This is a genomic window from Amycolatopsis ponsaeliensis (genome assembly GCF_030182635.1).
In the GTDB taxonomy this organism is placed as follows: Bacteria; Actinomycetota; Actinomycetes; order Mycobacteriales; family Pseudonocardiaceae; genus Amycolatopsis; species Amycolatopsis ponsaeliensis.
Window position 1 is genome coordinate 480,579 of record NZ_JAPZLD010000002.1, and the last position, 20,677, is coordinate 501,255.

8 protein-coding genes are annotated in these 20,677 nt (G+C 74.1%); 3 read left to right on the top strand and 5 right to left on the bottom strand.

All coding sequences use genetic code 11. The features are described 5' to 3' along the window. Positions 1 to 20: 20 nt before the first annotated feature. The 3 genes from QQ657_RS05080 to QQ657_RS05090 all read left to right on the top strand — a co-directional run bounded on the left by QQ657_RS05080 (position 21) and on the right by QQ657_RS05090 (position 7,838). The gene (locus QQ657_RS05080) at positions 21 to 3,368 is read left to right on the top strand and encodes an eCIS core domain-containing protein (RefSeq protein WP_284740865.1); all 3,348 of its coding nucleotides are present in this window, start codon (positions 21 to 23) and stop codon (positions 3,366 to 3,368) included. 366 nt (positions 3,369 to 3,734) lie between these two features. Further along, entirely contained in the window at positions 3,735 to 5,738 is a 2,004-nt protein-coding gene (locus tag QQ657_RS05085) for an AfsR/SARP family transcriptional regulator (RefSeq protein ID WP_284740866.1), read from the top strand. Positions 5,739 to 6,020: 282 nt separating this feature from the next. Continuing rightward, the gene (locus QQ657_RS05090) at positions 6,021 to 7,838 is read left to right on the top strand and encodes an arabinofuranosidase catalytic domain-containing protein (RefSeq protein WP_284740867.1); all 1,818 of its coding nucleotides are present in this window, start codon (positions 6,021 to 6,023) and stop codon (positions 7,836 to 7,838) included. Positions 7,839 to 7,860: 22 nt separating this feature from the next. Here QQ657_RS05090 and QQ657_RS05095 read toward each other — a convergent pair whose 3' ends face one another. From QQ657_RS05095 to QQ657_RS05115, 5 genes are read right to left on the bottom strand one after another with little or no spacing between them, the layout of a single operon-like run. Continuing rightward, positions 7,861 to 8,904: an outer membrane protein assembly factor BamB family protein gene (locus QQ657_RS05095; protein ID WP_284740868.1), complete on the bottom strand. Its 1,044-nt coding sequence runs from the start codon at positions 8,902 to 8,904 to the stop codon at positions 7,861 to 7,863. After that, complete coding sequence (locus QQ657_RS05100) at positions 8,904 to 14,051, bottom strand: phosphotransferase (RefSeq protein WP_284740869.1); 5,148 nt, start codon at positions 14,049 to 14,051, stop codon at positions 8,904 to 8,906. The genes QQ657_RS05095 and QQ657_RS05100 overlap by 1 nt, the downstream gene beginning before the upstream one ends. Positions 14,052 to 14,111: 60 nt before the next feature. Continuing rightward, a complete protein-coding gene (locus tag QQ657_RS05105) occupies positions 14,112 to 15,044 on the bottom strand; it encodes a HEAT repeat domain-containing protein (protein WP_284740870.1) in 933 nt (310 codons plus the stop codon). A 14-nt stretch (positions 15,045 to 15,058) separates the two neighbouring features. Then, positions 15,059 to 17,800, bottom strand: coding sequence for an AAA family ATPase (locus tag QQ657_RS05110; RefSeq protein WP_284740871.1), 2,742 nt, complete (start codon positions 17,798 to 17,800; stop codon positions 15,059 to 15,061). Then, positions 17,794 to 20,577 carry an AAA family ATPase gene (locus tag QQ657_RS05115; protein ID WP_284740872.1) on the bottom strand — a complete coding sequence of 928 codons (2,784 nt, stop codon included), beginning with the start codon at positions 20,575 to 20,577 and terminating at the stop codon, positions 17,794 to 17,796. Before QQ657_RS05115 ends, QQ657_RS05110 begins: the two co-directional genes overlap by 7 nt. Between the last annotated feature and the right edge of the window lie 100 nt (positions 20,578 to 20,677).

Consider the following 20,677-nt stretch of genomic DNA (forward strand, 5'->3'; position numbering starts at 1 on the left):
AACGCGAAAGGGGAACGCCGGTGGAACGGGCCGAGAAGACCTCCGGAGCCAAGGGTTCCGTCCAGGGCGGCAAGCGACCGAGCACGGCCGCCGACGGCCCGGCGGCGGCTCCGCTGTCCCCGCTGGGGCTGATCCAGCGGTTCGCCGGCAACCGCGCGGCCGGGCAGATCCTGCACCGGTGCGGACCCGAACCGTGCGAATGCTCGGCCGGGAAGCAGCGGGAGGCCGCCGCCTACGCGGGAATCCCGGTCAGCCACCCGAACGATCCGGCCGAGCGGGACGCCGACCGGGCGGCCGACGAAGTGCTCCGGTTGCGCGACGACGAGCTGGGTCCGGTGCGGGCACACCACCAGGAAGACACCGGCGTCGTCTACCGGTCCGCCTCCCACGGCACGGCCGCTCCGGCACTGGCGGCACCGGTGCGGGCGGCGTTCGCCGCCGGGCAGCCGCTCGACGCGGTCACCCGCGCCTGGTTCGAACCCCGCTTCGGGAGGTCGCTGGACGGGGTTCGCGTCCACACCGGCCCGGCGGCCGCCGATTCGGCACGTGAGCTGGACGCGCGCGCTTACACCGTCGGCTCGGACATCGCCTTCGGTGCCGGGGAATACGCGCCGGGCACCCCGGGCGGGCGCCGGCTCCTCGCCCACGAACTGGCCCACGTCGTCAGCCCGGCCGGACCCGGGGTGTACCGGCAGCCGGCCCCGGCCGACACGTTCCACGACCGGGACAAGGGCCCGGTGCGGCCGAACTCGAAGTCCTACACCTTCCAGGGCGTCGAAATGACGACCGACCCCGCCTACACCCGCCGGGAGCTGAAACTCCTCGTCCGGCGGTTCGGGATCAAGGGACTCGAGCTGTGGTACGGCGTGCTGCACGGCACCCGCACCCAGATCGCCCTGCCGTTCTCCGCGCACGCCCGGGCGTTCGGTGGCCTGCGGGTGCGCAACCCGATGGACGCGCAACGGGACATGGCCAACGACGCCGTCCGCGGCGAGATCGGCGCGCAGGCCGTCGCCGTGGTGGACAAGATCTACCCGGAGGTCTTGGCCGAGGCACAGGCGTTTCGCGCGTCCTTCCAGCGCTCGCTGCGCCGGTCCCTCGAACACCTGCTCAGGGAGAGCGAGCTCCGGATCCGGACGCAGCGCGTGCGTTACGGACTCCGGGCGGACCCGGCCCACCCCGACGAGGTGGTGGCCGCGGACACCGTGTCGTTCCGCGCGGTGGTGGGTGCGGCGCAGGACCTCCTCGTCATCCGCCGCCGGGTCGACCGGCTCCGCGGGGACCAGTACGCACTGCTGGAGATCACGAACACGAAGGCAGGCACGACCCGGCTGCCCGAACGGAACCGGGCCCGGTACGAAGAGCTGGGCAAGCAGGCGGCCGAGATCGAGAAGACCTACGACGACGCCCGGGTCTCCGCCGCTTCCCGGCATCCCGCGCTGGGCGCGGTCCTGGACGACGCCGGCGCCGCCGCGACCTTCGAGCTGGAGAACCTCGCGACCGGGGACCGGCGCGGCACGGTGCGCCGCATCGGCCGGTCCCGCGGCACGGCAGCGGGTCTCGAAGACGTCATGCGGAGCCGGGAGCGGAGCATCGGCAAGGTCCGGGAAAAGGCCGACGGCGACCCCGAACTGCTGTGGGCGCTGCCCGAGATCGTCGCGCTCACGAAGGCCGTGCTCGGGACCGACGGCAACATCATGGCCGACGGGATCATCAAGGAGAAACTCGACGAGCTCCAGTTCGAAGAGGCACTGAAGAGCTCGTTCCTGCTCGTCGCCCAGCTGGCGCTGCTGATCCCGACCGGCGGTACGAGCCTGGTAGGCACGGCGGCGCTGTCCGGCTACCAAGCCGCCCGCAGCGTGGAGAATTACCGGTACCAGTCCGCGCTGGCTTCGACGGACCTGAACAAGCGGGCCTACGCGATCGCCGCCGAGGATCCTTCCCTGGCTTGGGTCGCGCTGGACGTCGCGTTCGCCATCCTCGACGCCAAGGCGGCGTTGCACGCGTTCCGGGAACTGGGCCCGCTGGCCAGGACAGCCCTGCTCGGCAAGGAGGCCGACGCGGCCGCGCTCGCCACCCGGGCCGACAAGTTCGGCCCGGGGCTCGGCAAGCGGCTGCTCGACCGGCTCGCCGTCCTGCGCAAGCGCCCGGAAGCGCTCCGGCTGCTCGGCGCGGCAGGCGAGGCGGAGGTGAAGGCCGTCGCCGAGACGACCGAAGCGATCGGCCGTGAGGCGAGCGCGGCGGAGCGGATCGCGGGCGTCGCCGGCCACGACGTCAAGGTCACCAAGTCCGGCGCGCTGGTGGTGTGCAGCGAGTGCATGTGGCTGCGGGAACGGTTCGCCACCGAGCTGGCCGGGAATCCGGCACTGAGCAGCCGGATGGCCACGGCGGAAGCCAAGGCCAGGGCCGGTGCGCTCGACGCGGCGAGCAAGGCGGAGGTCGGCGCCCTCACCACGGAGCTGCAACGGCTCCGGGAGACCCGGCTCGTCGCCGAGTTCGGGCCGGCCGCGGCCAAGGCGGCCGCCGCCGGTGACGCCCGTGCCGCCTACGAGACGGTGCTGCGGCGGCGGCCGACGCTCGATCGCGAGCTGACCGACCTGGAGCGGCGGCTGGCGGCCGCGCCGACGCTGAACCCGGCCGACGCCGCCCGCGTGGACCGGCTCACCGCGCAGCTGGAGCGGCTGCGGGCGATCGACACGGTCAGTGTGGCACCACGCAACGGGCGGATCGTCGAAGTGTCCTTGGACCGGACCGCCGCGAACTACTTCGAGAACGTCGCCTCGGTGGTCCCCGGTCCCCCGGTCGTGCTGGAGTTCCCCGACGGCAGCCGCGTCTGGCGGGACACCGTCGGCGGTCCCATCCGGCACGAGTCCACGCTCGGCGGTTCGCTGGGCCGGGCCGGGACGGAGAACGCGAAGTACGCCACCGGCGCACACGGCAACCTGCCGGCCGGGCCGAAGTACGAGCGCGCCCACACGTCCGGCCAGGGAACCGGGTTCGAGAGCCCGTACGCCATCTACTACGCACCCGAGTACGTCAACCAGACGTTGCAGAACCAGGGCATCGAGACCTACCTGCGGGACATCACCGCCGGGGCCCAGCCGGGCGAGTCGTTCCGGGTGGTGACCCGGACCCACGCTCACCCGGACACGTTGCGGCTGGCCACGATCGACTACAGCATCCTGCGCCAGACCGGCGACCGGGTCGAGGAGGTCGCGTCCTATTCGATCGTGGTCAGCAGTTCGGCCGAGCATCCCGTGGTGACGGCGGGCGCCCTCCGGTTCGCCCCGACGTCCACCGGGCGGGCGATGGCCACCCGCTTCACGATCCCGCCACCGCTGACCGGCCCGGCCCGCTTCGCCTACTAGTGTCGCGCGTCGCAAGTTGTTTGACGCCAGAACGGGTTCGCCCGCTGAAACTCCGGCGACGGTTCCGCTGTCAGGGTCGCGTCACGGCAGGGGCCCTCGGTGCCCGTCGATGGAGGATTCCGGCCACTCGGCGTCCCCAATCCTCCATCGACACCTCGCAGCCATGCCCCAGTCGGACGATTCCGTCCGGCAGCGCGCTGCCGGACCCCTGTCGACGAACCTCGGACGCGCGACACCAGCGCCACGGGAATCCGGGCGGCCGACGGGGTCCGCCGCCACGCCCCGTGGTGCACACCGCACGGTCCGAAGGGGAGGTATCCGGCGGACCCCCTTCGCGCTCTTGTCCGCGTGGGAGAAAGTCGTGGGGTGAGCACGCGAAGACCGCCGGACGACGGCGCGGCACCGCCGTTCCGGGTGCTCGGGCCGTTCGAGGTGTTCGTGGACGACCGGCGGCTCGAGCTCGGCGGTCCCCGGATCCGGACCCTGCTCGCGCTGCTGACCGCGAACGCCGGCCGGGTGATGCAGGTGGGTGCGCTGGTCGACGCCTTGTGGGGCACGGATGCCCCGCCGGATGGCGCGCAGACCGTGCGGACCTACGTCTCGCGGCTGCGTCGTTCGCTGTCCGCGGCCGGTCGGCTCATCGTCACCCACCAGGTCGGCTACGCGCTCCGCCTGGTGCCGGGCGCGCTCGATGCCGGGAACTTCGAACGTCTCGTCGCGACGGGACGGGACGCGCTCACGGCGTCGCGGCACGCGGACGCCGTCACCCGGCTGACCTCCGCGCTCGAGCTGTGGCGCGGCGACGCCTACGCCGAGTTCGGCGACGTCCCGCTGCTGCACTCGGAAGCCGGCCGGCTGGCCGCGATGCGCCTGGCCGCCACCGAAGACCGGATCGACGCCGAGCTCGCCACCGGCGCGAGCTCGGGGCTGCTCGACGAACTGACCGAGCTGACCGAGCGGCACCCGGGCCACGACCGCGTGTGGGGCCAGCTGATGATCGCGCTGTACCGGGCGGGCCGGCAGGTCGACGCGGTGGAGGTGTTCGGGCGTGCCCGGGCCGTGCTCGTCGGGCGGTTCGGCCTCGACCCTTCGGCGCAGCTGACGGAGATCCACCGCCGGCTCCTCAACAACGACGCCCGGCTGCTCGGCGTCCCCGCCGCCGTCACCACCACCTCGGTGCCGGCCCGCGACGACCTTCCCGGTGCCGTCGCCCGCTTCACCGGCCGCGCGGCCGAGCTGTCCCGGCTCCTGGCCGTGCCCACCGGTCCGCCGGCCGCCGTCGCGGCGATCGACGGGATGGCCGGCATCGGCAAGACGACGCTGGCCGTGCACGCCGCGCACCTGCTCGCGGACCACTACCGCGACGCCCGGCTCTTCCTCGACCTGCACGGGCACACCCCCGGCCGGGCGCCGACGACGCCGATGGCCGCGCTGGACACGCTGCTGCGGGCACTGGGCGTGCCGGGCGGCCGGATCCCGGACGACCTCGACGCGCGCGCGGCGCTCTGGCGCGCGGAGCTGGCCACCCGGTCGGTGCTGGTGGTGCTCGACGACGCCGCCGACCTCGCGCAGCTCCGCCCGCTCCTGCCCGGGACCGCGCGGACGCTGGTGCTGGTCACCAGCAGGCACCGCCTGGTCGGCCTGGACTCCGCGCTCAGCGTGTCACTGGACGTCCTGCCGGAGGCGGACGCCGCCGCGTTGTTCGCCGGCGTCCTCGGCGACGACCGCGCTGCCGACGCCGGTGCCGTCCACGACGTCGTCGACCGGTGCGGGTACCTGCCCCTGGCGATCCGGCTGGCGGCGGCCCGGCTGCGGGCCCGGCCGTCGTGGCCGGTGCGGTACCTGGCCGAGCGGCTGCGCGGGCTCGGCTGGCCCCTGGCCGAGCTCGAGGCCGACGACTGCGGCGTCGCCGCGGCTCTCGCGCCGTCCTGCGACCGCCTGGCCCCGCCGGCGCGGCGGATGTTCCGGCTACTGGGGCTGCACCCGGGCCCGGACTTCGACGCGCCCGCGGCCGCGGCGCTCGCCGCCATCGCCGTGCCGGAAGCAGAACGGCTGCTGGAACACCTCGTCGACGACCACCTGCTGCGCCAGTCCGCCGCGGGCCGCTACCGGTTCCACGCGCTGGTGCGGCGCCACGCCCATGCCGCCGCGCTGGCCGAGGAATCCGAGCCAGAACGCCGTGCGGCCCTGCGCCGGGTGGTGGACTTCTCCCGGCACACCACCCACCGGCCGTCCGACGAGCGGCCGCCGATCAGCCTCGGCCCGGCGGCGGCCGTCTCCTTCCCGTCGAGCACCCCGGCGACGGCGGCGGACGCGACGCCGGCGGAAGTCGTGCGAATAGCCGGATTTGCCCGGGAAATCCGATCCTGAGTGTTTTGGCCGAATCGGTACCCCGCCGAGGCGCCGGGCGCGCGGTCCGGGGATATCCCCTGCCACGAAACGGATCCGCGCCGGTAGGCCGTCCGGGTGCCCGCGCCGGAATTCCAGTGGACTGGACCATCCGCACGTCGTGAACTGTTGACACGATCGAGAACCCGGCCATACTCTCCCCTCATCCCCATTCGCACTCCAGCACTCCCCTTCTCTCCTGGAAATACAACGTTGTAAAAATCCACGCGGGTCGATGACCTGCGGTTCGAGAGTGAGGTTCCCGTGCCCCGCGGTCGAAGTCCCCTCGCCATCCTGACCACGACACTGCTCGTCCTCGCGGCGATGTTCGGCTCGAGCGGCGCCGCGCAGGCCGCCGGTTCCCTGCCGTGCGACATCTACGGCGCCGCCGGCACCCAGTGCGTCGCCGCGCACAGCACCACGCGCGCCCTCTACTCGGCCTACGCCGGCGACCTCTACCGCGTGCAACGCGCTTCCGACCACGCCGAAACGAACATCGGCCTGCTCGCCACCGGCGGGTACGCCAACGCCGCCGCGCAGGACTCGTTCTGCGCCGGCACGACGTGCACCATCACGGTGATCTACGACCAGTCCCCGCGCCACAACGACCTCACCGTCGAAGGCCCGGGCACCGCGGGCGGGCAGGACGTCGCCGCGATCGCGTCCGCGCTGCCGGTCACCGCGGGCGGGCACAAGGTCTACGGCGTCTACGTCTCCCCCGGCACCGGGTACCGGCACTACGTCGGCGCCGGCGTCGCGGTCAACGGCCAGCCCGAAGGCATGTACATGGTCGCCAGCGGCACGCACGTCAACGGCGGCTGCTGCTTCGACTACGGCAACGTCGAAGCGCAGATCGCCGACACCGGCAACGGCCACATGGACGCCGTCAACCTCGGCACCACGTGCTACTTCCCGCCGTGCACCGGGATCGGCCCGTGGGTGGCGGGCGACCTCGAAAACGGTCTGTTCCAAGGGAACCGCTCCAACACCGCCAACCGCGGCAACGCGACCCCGTTCGTCACCGCGCTGCTGAAGAACAACGGCCAGACGACGTTCGCGCTCAAGGGCGGCAACTCCCAGAGCGGCGGCCTCACCACCTGGTACAACGGCGCACTGCCCTCGGGCGGGTACACGCCGATGCACCAGGAGGGCTCGATCGTGCTCGGCACCGGCGGCGACAACAGCAACGCGTCCATCGGCTCGTTCTTCGAAGGCGTGATGACCGCGGGCTACCCGACCGACGCCGCGGACGACGCCGTCCAGTCCAATGTGGTCTCCGTCGGCTACTCCGGTTCCACCGGGACTCCGCCTTACGCAGCCACGGTTTCCGGCCCCGGCGGCAAGTGCCTCGACGTCGCCGGCGACGACACCGGCGGCAACGGCACGGCTGTGCAGCTGTGGGACTGCCAGGCCAACGCCTCCGACCAGCACTGGGCGCACAACGCGGACTCGTCACTGTCCACTTTGGGCCGCTGCCTCGACGTCACCGGCAACGGCACGGCGGGCGGCGCGCTGCTGGAACTGTGGGACTGCAACGGTGTCGGCGGCCAGAAGTGGGTGCAGCAGGCCGACGGCTCCCTGCGCAACCCGCAGTCCGGCCGCTGCCTCGACTCGCCGAACGGCGCCACCGCCAACGGCACCCGGATGCAGCTGTGGGACTGCAACGGCGCCGCGGCGCAGAAGTTCTCGGTCACCGGCGGCGGCCCGATCACCGGCCCCGGCGGCAAGTGCGTCGACGTGGCCGGCGACGACCACGGCGTGAACGGGACGGCCGTGCAGCTGTGGGACTGCCAGTCGTTCGCGGTGGACCAGCACTGGTTCCACCTCTCCGGCGGCGCGCTGCGCACCCTGGGCCGCTGCCTCGACATCACCGGCAACGGCACGGCGAACGGCGCACCGGCGGAACTGTGGGACTGCAACGGCGTCGGCGGCCAGACGTGGACGCAGCAGGCCGACGGGTCCCTGCGCAACCCGCAGTCCGGCCGCTGCCTGGATTCCCCGAACGGCGCGACGGGCAACGGGACCCGGCTGCAGATCTGGGACTGCAACGGGTCCGCGGCCCAGAAGTTCCCGCTGATCTGAGCCCGGGTCCCGGGGGAGCTCGTCAACTGAGGCTGACGAGCTCCCCCGAAACCGGGACGAGCAGATCTCCGTTCGCGCCGACGGCGAGCGGGCCGGTGATCGGCCGGCCCGCCGTCCACGTGCCCCGCGGGCCGTCTTCGTCGAGGAACAGCACGTAACAGTCTTCGGCCAGGTCGAAGCCGGGCCACCCGTGGTACTCCGTCCAGCGCTCCCACGTCGGGCTGACCGCGACGGCGACCAGCCCGTTGGCGCCGGCGGCCATGCTCCGGATGTCGGCGCGCAGCCGCTGGTGCCGGACCACCGCTCCGGTCTCACCGTCCACTATGGACACCGTCGGGCGCCATTCCCCGTCGTCGTCGCGCTCGGGCCAGCCGGGCAGCGCGAGCCGGCCGCCGGGCAACGGCACCGCCGGGATGCCGGGCGGCAGGTGCGCGGGCAGCGCCCGGACGTCGCCGCCCGGGTCGAGCACGACGTAGCCGGTGTGCTCCTCGCCGTGGACCGGCACCAGCACGCTGCCGTCCGGCAGGCCGACCATGGTCCCGGCCACGTCGCCCGCGAGGGCGGCCCGCCACAGCGCGGCGCCGTCCCGGTCGAACGCCCGGACCGCGGTGCGCTCGGCGACGAACACGGTGTCGTGCCAGACGAGCGGCCACGCCGGGGCGGGCACCTCGACCTCCCACCGCGCCTCGCCGGTCAGCGTCACCGCGCGGAGCACGGACCCGGCCGTCAGGAACACCAGCGAGCCGTCCGCCAGCGGCATCGGCGCGGACCTCGGCGTCGCCCGGAGCACGCCGGTGACGGCACCGGTCCGCCGGTCACGCAGCTCGTACCCGTCGGCGCCGGCCGTGACGAGCAGGCCGCCGTCGAGCAGCAGGCCGCCTCCGTGGGCCGACGCGTCCGCGATCCAGCGGACCTCCGGGCCGTCCAGGGCGACCACCCCGGTTTCCGTCGACACGAAGCACATTCCGTCCGCCGCCACCGAGATCCCGGCGACGGTGCGGCCGGGCAGCGGCACGCGCCACCGCACCTCGCCGGTGCCCGACAACGGAAACGGCGACGTCGTCATCAGAGCCCGAACGCTTCGACGGCGAGGTCGATGTGCTGCTGCTGCACCGCGTCGATGGGCGGGACCACGCCGCGCACGGTCCCGGCCCGCAGGTCGTTCATCACCCGCATCAGCCAGCCGAGCGACGCCCGGGCGCGAAAGAACGCGTCCGCCTGCGGGGTCGTGCCGGTGGCGCCGACGGCCGCGTACGCGCGGCGGAACACGGACTGCAAGGTCGCCACCTCGGCGCGGGTCAGCTTCAGGGTGACGCTGTAGTGCGCCACCTGTTGCGCGAAGACGCCGACGTCGCGGGACGGCGCGCCGATCGGGTTGCCGCGGGCGTCGATGGACAGGTGCAGCGTCGTGACGTCGATGATGGTGGTGACGCCGCTCGCCGGGTCGAAGAAGTAGTTCCCGGGGTGCGCGTCGCCGTGCACGAGCGCCGCCCCGCCCGGGTGCGCGCGGAAGCCCGCGATCAGCGTGTCGATCCGCGCCTGGAGCGCGCTCACGTCGATCCCGGCGTGGGCCAGCTGGGTGCGGAGGCCGGTCAGCTTGGTCCGGCGGTCCGCCATGTCGTCGAGGTGCCGCCGCAGGTACGCCGACGCCACGGGCCCGCCCGAGCCGCCCGGCCTGGTGTGCAGCTGGGCCAGCGTGCGCCCGATCCCGGCGACGGCCGCCTTCAGCTGCCCGAACAGCCGACGGCGCTCCGGCCCGCTCGGGGTGGCACCGGTCTCCTTCATCATCCCTTCGACGTCCCGGCCGCCCGCCGCGCTCGTCACCACCAGGCCCGCTGCGGTCCGCCGCCGCGACGTCCGCGCGACGCCGAGCGCGGCCACCGCCCGCCCGCCGACGATCCGCACCCGGCCCAGCCGCGCGAGCGCGGACAGCTCCATCGCGAACTCCTCGCGGCTCGGGAACAGCTTCAGCACGCCGAGCAGTCTGCCGCTCGCGTCGAGGATCCGCCGCACCGGCGCGCCGGAGAACCCGCCGCCGACCGCCACCAGCCGCACCTCTCCGGGGGCGTTGACCGAGAGGGCGGCGAACCGCGCCAGTGCGTCGCCCGCGGTCGGCACCACCGGCAGCGAGCTCATCAACCGGTCCAGCGCGGCCGGGTCGACGCCCCCGGTCGGCGTCCGGGTCCCGGCCGCCCGCTTGTTCGCCTGGCTGGTCCGGAACCGCCCGCGGGCCCGGGCCGTCGCCGCCCGGGCACCCTTCTCGTCGAGCACGTGCTGCCGTCCCTCCGGGAGCGCGGTGCCGTCGGCCATCAGCTCCCGGAAGTACCCGGGCACCGGCATGTCCAGGATCTTCGTGGGGTCGTCGCCCCAGTCCATGGCGTGGAACTTCAGCTCGATGGTGCGCCGGGTCGACCGCATGATCCGGCGCACCGTCGGCAGCTCGGTCTCGAGGAGCACCGACGAGGCCAGGAACTGCCGCACGAAGATGTGGATCTCCTTGCGCAGGCTGCCCGCGTACCGCCGGGAGAACACCATCCACAGCGGGCGCACGAGGGCCCAGTCGTCGAGCAGGGTCAGGCCCTTCGTGACGTTGTAGAACTCCTGCGTCTCCAGCGCGGCGAACCCGAGCCCGGCGGCGTACTCGCTGATGTCTTCGCCCTTCGACCAGAGCGCGCCCTTGCCCGGCGCGATCCGCATGCTGTGCATCAGCGCTTCCGCCACGACCTCGAAGTAGTCCGGCCTGCCGTCGCGCAGGCCCGCGATGACCAGGTACCAGAGGCGGGCGGCGGTCGCGGACGAGAGGTGGATCGTCGCCGCACCGGCCATCCACTTGTCGCGCTCCGGGTGGTCGAAGGGCACCCGCAGGTGGACGTCGGTCAGGTGGACGAAGCTGTAGACGACGCGCCCGCGCGCGGTGACCTTCCTGGTGAGCTTGCCGTCGGAGACCCACTTCTCGGCGTACTTGCGCGCCTGCGACTCGCCGAGCCCGAGGACCTTCTTCAGCCCGGGCACCGTGCCGCCCATCAGGCCCGGCATGTCGTCGATGGCGAAGTCGAGGCTGTGCGCGGGATCCGGCCTCTTGTAGGCCTTCCGCGCCTCGGAGAAGTAGTGATCGTTCGCGAGGTGCTCGAACTTGGCGCGCGGGTTGATCGCGCCGTCGAAGACGAACAGGACCGCGTCGCCGGTGCCCGGCCGGGTGGCCACGGTCAGCATCGTGAGCCGGTGCCGGGACTTGATCGCGGGCAGCCCGCGCCGCACGGCGTCCTGGTCGCCGGACACGCGGTCGGCCAGCCGGCCCGCCTCGTGCAGGGCGGCCATGAGCTTCCGGCGCAGCTTCGCGTCGTCCTTCTTCTCGCGGCGCGGATCGCGCCGGCGCGGTGGCCGGGGACGGCCGGCGGGACGAGGACGGCGGGGCCCGGCGGGCAGGTGGTCGTCCGGCCGCCCGCGCACGGGCCGGCGCGCCTTCGGCTTGAGCTTGGCCCAGAGCTTCTTGACCAGCCCGGCGATCTTGTCGATGACCCAGTCGACCGCGCGGGTCACCGGGCGGGAGAGCTTCTGGAAGATCTGGCGGACCTTGCCCGCGATGCCGCCGATGCCGAGCAGCGCGGCGAGCGCGCCGATGAGGACCGGGACGGCCCGGGCCAGCGCGCGTTCGACCAGCGCGGGCACGCCGCCGGTGCCGCCGCGGGCGATCGCGAGGACGGCGTCCAGCACGGCGTTGACGAAGTCGATGATCTGCCGGGCGTTCAGCACGACGAACCGGACGATGTCGATGATCATCTTGCAGGCGCGGATGAACGCCGACGCCGGGTTGAACAGCGACAGGATCCACGTGATGCCGGCGATGATGATCGTCGGCAGCAGGTACGACACGAGGTCGTCGATCAGGGTCTTCTTCAGGTCGCCGACGCGGGTCTTGACGTCGTCGACGACCCCGAGGATCCCCCGCCGCTTGACCTGCGCGAGCATCGGCACGGAGACCTCGGCGGCGGCGACGGCCTTCTCCGGCACCTTGCGGACCAGCCGGGACCGGATGTTCGGCCACGAGATGCCGAGCAGCGTCGCGATCAGCACCAGGATGCCGGCGATGTCGAACGTCGTCGGCAGCTGGAGCCCGGCGGTGGCGGCGGTGCCCAGCAGCCACGCCAGCACGCCCTGTTCCAGGTGCTTGCCCGCGTTGCGGATGAACAGCTTCAGCCCGCCGCCGACGCCGGTGACCAGGTTGCCGAGGAACCCGATCGGGTCCTTCAGGATCGCGCCGATCGCGCTGACGGCCTTGGCCAGCACGCCCATCAGCATCCGGCCGAGCTCGACGATCGCCTTGATCGCGCCGCCGATCGCGTCCGCGGCCTTCGCGACCAGTCCCTTGTTCTTCTCCTTCTCGGCGGCGATCTCGCCGTCGACGGCCTTGACCGCGTCGGTGTACTTCGTGGCGAGTGTGTCGACGAGCTCGGTGCCCTTGTCGTCGACGGTGTCCTTCAGGTCGTCGAACTGCGCGGCGAAGTCACCGGCGGCCTCGCGGCCGATCGCCTTCAGGTCGGCCGGGAGCGCGTCCACGGCGGCCTGGAGCTCCCCGCGGCCGGTGGCGATGCGGTCCTTGGCGCGGCGCAGCTCCCGTTCCACCAGGTCGGCGATGTCGGTGATGATCAGGCCCATCGCGGTCAGGTAGTGGTCCTTCGCGACCTCGTAGATGCGGTTGGCCTCGTCCGGCAGGCCCGCGAACAGGTCGCGGCCCCACTTGATCCAGCCGTCCCAGCCGCCGTAGCGCTCGTCCTTGTAGCGGTTCATCCCATCTTCGTGCTCTCGGGTGAACCGGTCCCGGGCGCGCTTCTCCTTGGTGGTGAACTCGTCGTCGACCTTTTTGTCCAGGTCGGTGAGGATCCGCTCGACGTCGCCCTTGGTCCGGTCGAAGACCTTCTGCAGGAGGTCGGTGACCTCCTTGCGCTTGTCCTCGTCGGTCTTCTTGGTGCCGGTCTTCTTGGTGCCGACCAGCTTGCCGGTGGCCACGCGGGTCGCCTGGATGCCCGCCATGGTCGCGGAGCCGCGGGCGGCCGCGCCGGCCTTCACCTCGCCGACCTCTCGGTGCTCGCCGGCCCGCAGCTTCTTCGGCGCCGTCTCCGAGTGCGCGTCCATGGCCTTCTTGTCCCGGACGGCCTTGTCGAACCCCGGCTCACGTGAGTTCTCGAACGTCAGCTGCTGCTCGGTGACGTTCGCGGCGGCCAGCTGCCCGTCGACCTGCGCGGGACCGGCCGACATGTCCGTGGCGGACGGCGGGAGGGTGTCGGGGGCGGCCTGGGCCGGGTTCGGCGTGCCGGGCTTGGCGGGCACCCGGTCCGGGGTCATCGGGACGACCTGCTTGGCGTCCGGCGCGGGTTCCGGCGGCGCGGCGGTGGTGTCGGCGATCTCCCGGGCCGAGGCGTCCTTGCCTTCGCCGACCTTGTCCTGGACCTCGGTCTTGATCTGCCCGGCCTTGTCGGACTTCCCGAACTTGTCGGCCTCGTCGAGGTTCTTGGGCGCCTTGTCCGCGACCGCTTTCTGCACCGCGTCGACGAACGCCTTCTTGTCGAACTCCTTGGGCTGCGCGGCGTCCATGTCCTCGGCGTGCGCCGCCTTGCCGCGGGCCTCCTGGTCGTCGGCCGGCGCGACGGCGGCCGCCTGCGCCGAGCCCGCCTCCGCCGTCGCGGGCGGGTGACTGCTCCCGACGGCCTTCTTCTTGGTGGCGACGTCCTTCTTCAGCGCCTGGAACTTCGGGTCGGCGCCCGGCGAGCGGGGTCCGGCCGCCTTCTCCTTGGGCGCCCGCTTGTCCGGACTCTCCACTGTGGACTTGTCCGGCTCGGCCTTGGGGTCCGCGGTGGCGGGTTTCGCCTTCGGCGCGACCGGAGCCGGGGGCTTCTTGCCGGCCGGCACCGGGGCCTGCCGGACGGGCGGCGCCGGCAGTCCCCGGCTCGCGACGGCCTGGTTCCCGACCAGCTGTTGCCCGGTCATCAGCTGCCGGGCGGCCCACGAACCCGGGTTCGGTTCCTTCCCCCGCGGCAGCCCGCCCATGACCGCCGACACGGCGGCGTTGCCCACCAGGGTCTGCGCGCGCACGACGTCCGCCGGCCCGGGTTCCAGGGCACCGCGGGTCTCCGGCCGGCGCGGCGGCACCACGGACGTCACCGCGGTCGACACGGCGGGCGGCCGCGGACCGCGGACCTTCATCGGGACGGGCATCGGGCCCGAGAATGACAGAGGCGGCGCGGCCCGGACGTCACCGCGGCGTCACCAGGGCGTTCACCTCGTCAGGGTGGCGAGGACGTCCTCGATCTCCGCGCGTGCGTGCCCTTCGGCCGTGGCGAGCAGTTCCCGCAAAGGTTCGACCGCCCGGCGTACGTCGAGGATCCCCGCGGCCCGCACCGCGCGGCGGTCGGCGTGCAGGCGCAGCAGCACGAGGTTCTCGACGAGGGTGCGTTCGCGGCCGGTCAGTGTCTCCAGCCCGTGCGTGCGGAGCTCGGGTTTGGCGCTGTCGATGCTGTCGGCGAACCGGCGCACCGCCTTGGCGTCGCAGCGCCAGGTCAGGCCCAGGTCGTCGGCCGTCTCCCCCGCTTCCCACCGGGCGACGATCTCCCGCAGTTCGGCCAGCGCTTCGGTCCGCACGGTGGTCAGCGACGACAGCAGCCGGCCGGCGGCGCTCATGAGCACCTCGCCCCACAGCACCTCGTCGGCGTCGAGCCCGACGAGGGTGAGCAGCGTGTCCGTCGCCTCGGACCGCGCGGTGGGGTCCGGATCGGCGGCCATGACTTCGTACAGGATTTCCCGGTCGGGCTCGGGGAACTCGGCCAGCAACCGGACGGCGGCGCCCCGGTCGTAGCCGGTGCCGGCGTGCGTGCGCAGCAACCGGATCATGGCGGCCTCACCGGTGAGATCGTCGAGCTGCAGCAGCGCCCGTGCGGCGGCCACCCGCGTGGCCGGCGGCGCCCCGTCGGAGGTCGCCTCGACGAGCGCCGGGATGGCACGGAAGCAGTCAGCCTCGGCGAGCGCGACAGCAGCGCGGCCGTCACCGCTGGCGAGCTTCGCGACGAGGATATCTTCCGCCTCGAGCCGTTCTTCGCCGACGAGGTCGAGGATGGCGCCGACGCCGGGAATCTCGTCGAGGGAGTCCTTCGTGAGCCCGACGGGGGTGGTGACCCCGGCCAGGAACCGCTCGAACGCGGCGGAACGCGCCATCCGGCACACGGTAGTCACCCGGCGCGCGGGTCCGCCAGATCGTGGTGACCAGACGCTGCACCCGCACCCGTCACCAGCTCCGCCCGCCCCTTGATCCGCAACTTCCGGTAAGCACTGGTCAAATGCTTCTCGACGGCTCTGATCGTGACCCCCAGCTCGGCCGCGATGTCGCGGTTGCGGCCGCCGCGGGCCACCAGCTCCACGATGCGCTGCTCCGTTGTCGTCAAGGCCGGGTCGGAGGCGAAGCCGCGGCCGGCCGGGTTCTCGCCCGGTGCCGGGTCGGGCAAGTCGCACAGCAACCGCAACCGGCGGCCGCGGCGGAGGTGGTCCTCCGCGTCGGGGACGCCCGGGCGCCTGCCCAGGGCGATCAGGGACTTGGCCAGTTCCAGGCGGTCCCCCGACGTCGCCAGGGCGGCCACCGACTCGTGCAGCAGCCGGATCCCCGGGGGCCCGGCCGCCAGCGCCGCCCGGGCCCGCAGCGCGCGGCCGAGCGCCGCCGGGGCGCCCCAGCGCTGCGCGTGCTCGTACTCCTGCTCCACCAGCTCCGCGGCGGGCCCGCGCCGGCCGGCTCGGCTGTGCAGCGTCGCGGCCAGCAGGCGCCACGGGTACCACGCCACGTTGGTCCGCCCGGCCCGGCTCACCTGACGGCCGAAGTCCTCGACGTACTCGATCGCCGTGGGCAGGTCGCCGGTCGTCACCGCTACCGCGCCGTGGACCATCGACAGCTCCCACGGCGCCAGCCGCGCGCTGCCGGCGGCCTGCCGGGCCCGGATCGCCAGCTCGTCGTCGCGCAGCTCGATCGCCAAGCGGGCCAACAGGACGACGCAGTCGGTGACCACCGCGGACCAGTCCGGCGCGGCGTGCCCGAGCGCTTCGAGCGCGCGGTCCCGCGCCCGCACCGGCGCGCCCGTCGCGGCCCACAGCTTCGCCTGGTTCGTCCACGCCTGCAGCGCCGCCAGCCCGGGCTCGTCCGCGCCGGGCTCCGCGGCCGCCTGCAGCCACGACTCCAGGCCTTCGGTGGCGTCGGCCGCCACCAGCACCGCCGTCACCAGCGGCAGCACCGTGAACATCTGGGCGGGACCGCCGGGCTCGCGGCCCAGGACCCGGTGGGCGAGGTCGGCGGCCACCCGCCGCGGGACCGTCTCGGCCTGCGTCGCCGCGTGCAGGAGCGCGACCACCAGCTCGCGCTGCCCCGGACCGGCCGGTGCCGGGTCCGGGCCGAGGCGGCGCAGCCGGTCGGCCGCCGCCGTGAACGTGCTCGCGTTGTCCTGGCCGTGCAACCAGAGCCGGGCCTCCAGCCGCGCCCGGAGATCGTCCTCGCCGCCGTTCGCGGCCAGTTCGACGAGAGTGCCGCGCAGCAGCTCGGTTTCCTCGCGGCTGCGCGCCGTCGCGAGCGCGGGGACGCGGCACAGCAGGTCGGCCCGCTCGGCCGGGGTCCGCAGCAGAGGAAGCGCTTGCTGGAGGTGCCGCGTCGTGGCGCCGGGGTCGCGCCCGCGTTCGGCCGCGACGAGGTCGGCGAGCAGCACACCCCGTTCGGACGTCGTGTACAGCAGGGCGTGCCGCAGGTACTGGGCCGCCTGCTCGGCCTCGCCCCGGTCGGCCGCCGCCGCGGCCGCGCCGCGCAGCACTTCGGTTCCCCACGGCGCCGGTTCGGCGGTCGTCGCGAGCAGTTCCCGCGCGATCCGCTCCAGCGGCGCGCCGTCGGTGTAGAGCACCTCGGCCGCGCGCAGCCGCAGCTCGTCCTGTTCGGACACGGTCATGGTGCCCGCGACGGCTTCGGCGATCCGGGCACCGGCGAACCGGACCCCGTCCGCGGCCAGCAAACCCAGGCGCCGCAACGCTCCGGCGGCCTCGTCGAGGTCCGCCGGGTCGAGCCCGCTGAGCCGCCCGAGCGCGGCGGCGTCGCCGGGCTCGCCGAACGAGGTCAGCGCCCGCGCCAGTTCCGCCACCCGCGGCGGCTGGGCGCGCAGGCACCGGGCGATGTGGTGCGAAGGGCCGGTCGGCCGCAGCGCCAGCACTTCGGCGAGCTGCCCGTCGGCCGGATCGAGGTCCTCGGCGAGCATCGCGTCCGCCAGGGCTCCCAGGAACATCGGGCTGCCGCCGGTGACTTCGCGGCACGCGGCCGCGAGGCGCTCGTCGGCCGGTTCACCGCAGTGGCGGCCGAGGAACGCCCGCGTCCCTTCCGGCGACAGCGGCCCGGGCTGCAGGACCACGGCCGCCGCGCGCACGAGGTCACCGACCACCGGGCGGTCGGCACCGGCGTCGCCGTCGAGCACCGTCGCCACGACGACCAGCGGCATCGCCCGGAGCCGGTTGACCAGGTGGGCCAGCCAGCCCAGCGATTCGGCGTCGGACCACTGCAGGTCGTCCACGAGCAGCGCCACCGGTCGGTCCGCGGCGACTTCGGCGACCAGCACCCACAAGCGGTGCAGCAGGGCGTGCCGGCCCGCCGCGAGCGCCGCCGCGTCGGGCGGGCTCACCAGGCTCAGCTCCGCGGGAAGCTCGCGGCCTTCGGCCACCAGCGGCTCCAGCAGCTGCCGGGCCACCCCGTGCGGGAAGCGGCGCTCGGTGGGCGCGGCGGACGCGCGCAGCACCCGCGTCCCGTTCTTCCCGGCGAGCCCGGCCGCGGCGTGCAGGAGCGCCGAGCGGCCGCAGCCGAGCCGCCCGCCGATCACCGCCAGCGAACCGGTGCCCCGGCTGCCGGCCTCCAGGAGGTCGGCCAGCACCGCCAGCTCGGCGTCGCGCTCGATCAGCATGGCGTCCCGAACTCCCCGTCCTCCAGCGCGAACAACGCCCGCAGCTCGGCGCGCCCGGTGACGCCGAAGTGCCGGTAGATCCGGGTGAGCCGCACCTCGACCGCCCGCTTGCCGACCGCCAGCCGCCGGGCGATCTCCGCGTTCGGCAGCCCCTGCACCACCATGTCCACGACCTGCGCCGAGGTCTCCGACAGGGCTTGGCGCTTGCGGTCCGCGCGCTGGGCCGAGCCCGCCGGGCGGGGCTGCGCGGCGAGCCGGGCCGTCAGGTCGCGCACCCGCGCCGACTGGCCGTCGAGCCGGTAGGCCTTCACCAGGCGCCCGGCCTCGTGCAGCAGGCCGGACACCCCGGCCGGCTGGCGCGCGTCGAGCTGCGCCTCGGCGAGCCACAGCACCGCGGTGACGTACCAGATCCGCTCCGGCGAGTCCCGCAGCGACTCGACCGCGCGGGTCAGCCGGAACGACGCGCTCCCCGCGGGCAGGGCGATGCCGGCGAACAGGTGCGTCAGCCCGGTCGCGGTCCGGGTTCCCCACGCCCTGGCCAGTTCCCACTCGGCCGTGACCAGTTCTTCCGCGGCCTCCGGGTGGCCGAGGTCGCGCTGGGCGACGCCGGCGAGCGACCGCCAGGGCAGCAGCGCCGGGTTGACCCAGCCCCGGCTCAGCAGGATCCGGCCGCACTCCTGGAAGTGGTGCAGCGCGGCCTGCGGGCGCTGCCCGGTCCAGTCGAGCAGGCCGCGGGCGAACAGCAGCTGCGTGTCCAGGTGGTGGCGGCCCCGGCGCGCCGCCGTCCCCCGCGCCAGGGTCGCGGCCGCCCGCTCGGCCGCGTCCCGGTCGCCGCGGGCCAGGCCGAGCAGGATCCGCAAGCCCAGCAACGCGCGTGCCATCGGCGGCGGCCACCGGGTGAGCGGATAGCCCTCGATCGCGGCCTCGGCGTCGGCTTCGGCGGCCGGGACGCGCCCTCGCCGCAGGCTGAGCCGGCCGCGGGAGAGCAGGGCCAGCGCGGCCGCGGCCCGCGATCCCCGGCGGCGCGCGTCGGCGAGCACCCCGTCCAGGCCTTCGGCCGCTTCCAGCGGGTCGTCGGTGGCCATGAGCGTCCACGCGGCGGCGATCCGCGGCGCGTAGAGGCGGGTGCCGCCCCGGCCGGGCGAAAGCGCGACCCTGGCCAGTTTCCGCGCCCGCCGCGGGTCGGTGCCCCGGGTCGCGGTGAGCCAGGCGGCGGCGCCCGCGCGGTCGGGGTCGAGGCGGTCCTCGGCATAGGCCGCGGCCGGGATGCCGAGCGCGGGCACCCCGTCCGGCGACTCGGTGGCGAGCCAGTGGAGCGCGGCCAGGGAGCCGAGATCGGGCGTGTCGGCGCCCGCGGCGAGCCCGGTGAGCAGGCCGGCCGCGCGTTCCGGGGCGCAGCGCGTGACGAGCAGGTCCGCCGCGGCCACCCGTTCGCACAACAGCCGGTCGGTGGTCGCGGTCAAGGCCGCGCGGGCGAGCCGGACCTCGCCGGTGTGCGGGGCCGCGCCGTCGGCGGCGGCGAGTTCGAGCGTGAGCTGATCGCGGGTGTCGTCCGCGAGCGGTTCACGCAGTGCGCGCCGGTAGTACGGGGCAGCTTCACCGGCCTGGCCGGCGGCACTCCTCGCGGCGGTGAGGAGCGCGTCGAGCGCCCACCGGGTCCCGGTCGGCCCGGCGCCGAGCAGCAACCGGGCGACGTCTTCTTCCGGCAGGGCGCACCGGTGCGCCAGTTCCGCGGCGGCGCCGTACAGCTCGGCGCGTTCGGCGCGGGTCATGCCCGCGAGGACCCAGGTCGCGATCCCCGGGTCGGCGCATCGGCCGCGTCCCGGCACGAGCCCGATGCCGACGAGCACCCGCCAGGCGCGCGCGGGCGACAGCGTCTGCCGGCCGGCGAGCGGCCCGAGCTGTTCCGGGGAGAGCAGGTGCCCCGCGACGACGAAGGCGCGCAGCAGCCGGCGCAGGTCGTCGGGGAGCCGGCCGAGCAGCCCGAGCATCTGGTCCCGGCGCGCGTCCGCGGCCAGCCGATCCGGTTGGGCGCCCGGCTCGGGGTCGGTCCGGCAGTGGTCGAGCACCACGCGGACGAGGGCGGGGTTGCCCCCGGTGGCGGCGTGCAGTTCGGTGACGAAGTCCTCGCCGCCGGGCCCGGCCCCGTGGGCGCGCACGACCTCGGCGACCCCGGACCGGCTCAGCGGCCGCAGCCGGACGACGTGGGTCGCGTGCCAGTTGAGGCCGGAAAGCTGCCACGGTTCGGCGGTTTCCTGGTCGAAGAAGGGCAGGACGACACCGGCGCCGGTGATGACGACGAGGAGGGGAACCTGCCACAGCCGCCGCAGCAGCGCGCCGAGCCAGGCTTTGGAGCTGTCGTCCATCAGGTGGGCGTCATCGAGCAGCAGCAGCACCGGCCGCCGCCGCGCGGCCTCGACGAAGGGGTGCCACAGTTCGGGCGACCCTTCGTCGAGCGCACCGGTGGCGAGCAGCTCACCGAGGGCGCGGGCCACGGTCCGATCGGGCAACGCGGAGGCCAGCTGCGAGACGACGCCGAACCGCAGCGCGGACTCGGTCAGCGAGCCCCGGGCGCTGAGCACCTGGATCGGCCGGTCTTTGCCGCGCGTGGCCAGCAGCGAAAGCAGGCTGGTGCGGCCGGTGCCGGGCAGGCCGGTGACGACCGCGATGCCGGAGTTCCCTTGTTCGAGTTCGGCGAGGAGGCCGGTGAGCAGCGCGGTTTCGCCGACCCGCTCGGCGAGGAGGTCGGTACCGGAAGTTCCGGCGAGCACGGTCATCCCGCGCACCGGCCCAGTTGAGTCCACATCGGACGGAGCTGCGTCGTGGGGGCGGCGCCGGTGTCGCGCGTTGCTGGACCAAAGGTCTTGAATGAGTCAT

What these genes read in the sequence shown, in the direction of transcription:
- QQ657_RS05115 (WP_284740872.1), bottom strand. Translation starts at nt 20,577, where the DNA reads ATGACCGTGCTCGCCGGAACTTCCGGTACCGACCTCCTCGCCGAGCGG.
- QQ657_RS05095 (WP_284740868.1), bottom strand. Translation starts at nt 8,904, where the DNA reads ATGACGACGTCGCCGTTTCCGTTGTCGGGCACCGGCGAGGTGCGGTGG.
- QQ657_RS05110 (WP_284740871.1), bottom strand. Translation starts at nt 17,800, where the DNA reads ATGCTGATCGAGCGCGACGCCGAGCTGGCGGTGCTGGCCGACCTCCTG.
- QQ657_RS05105 (WP_284740870.1), bottom strand. Translation starts at nt 15,044, where the DNA reads ATGGCGCGTTCCGCCGCGTTCGAGCGGTTCCTGGCCGGGGTCACCACC.
- QQ657_RS05100 (WP_284740869.1), bottom strand. Translation starts at nt 14,051, where the DNA reads ATGCCCGTCCCGATGAAGGTCCGCGGTCCGCGGCCGCCCGCCGTGTCG.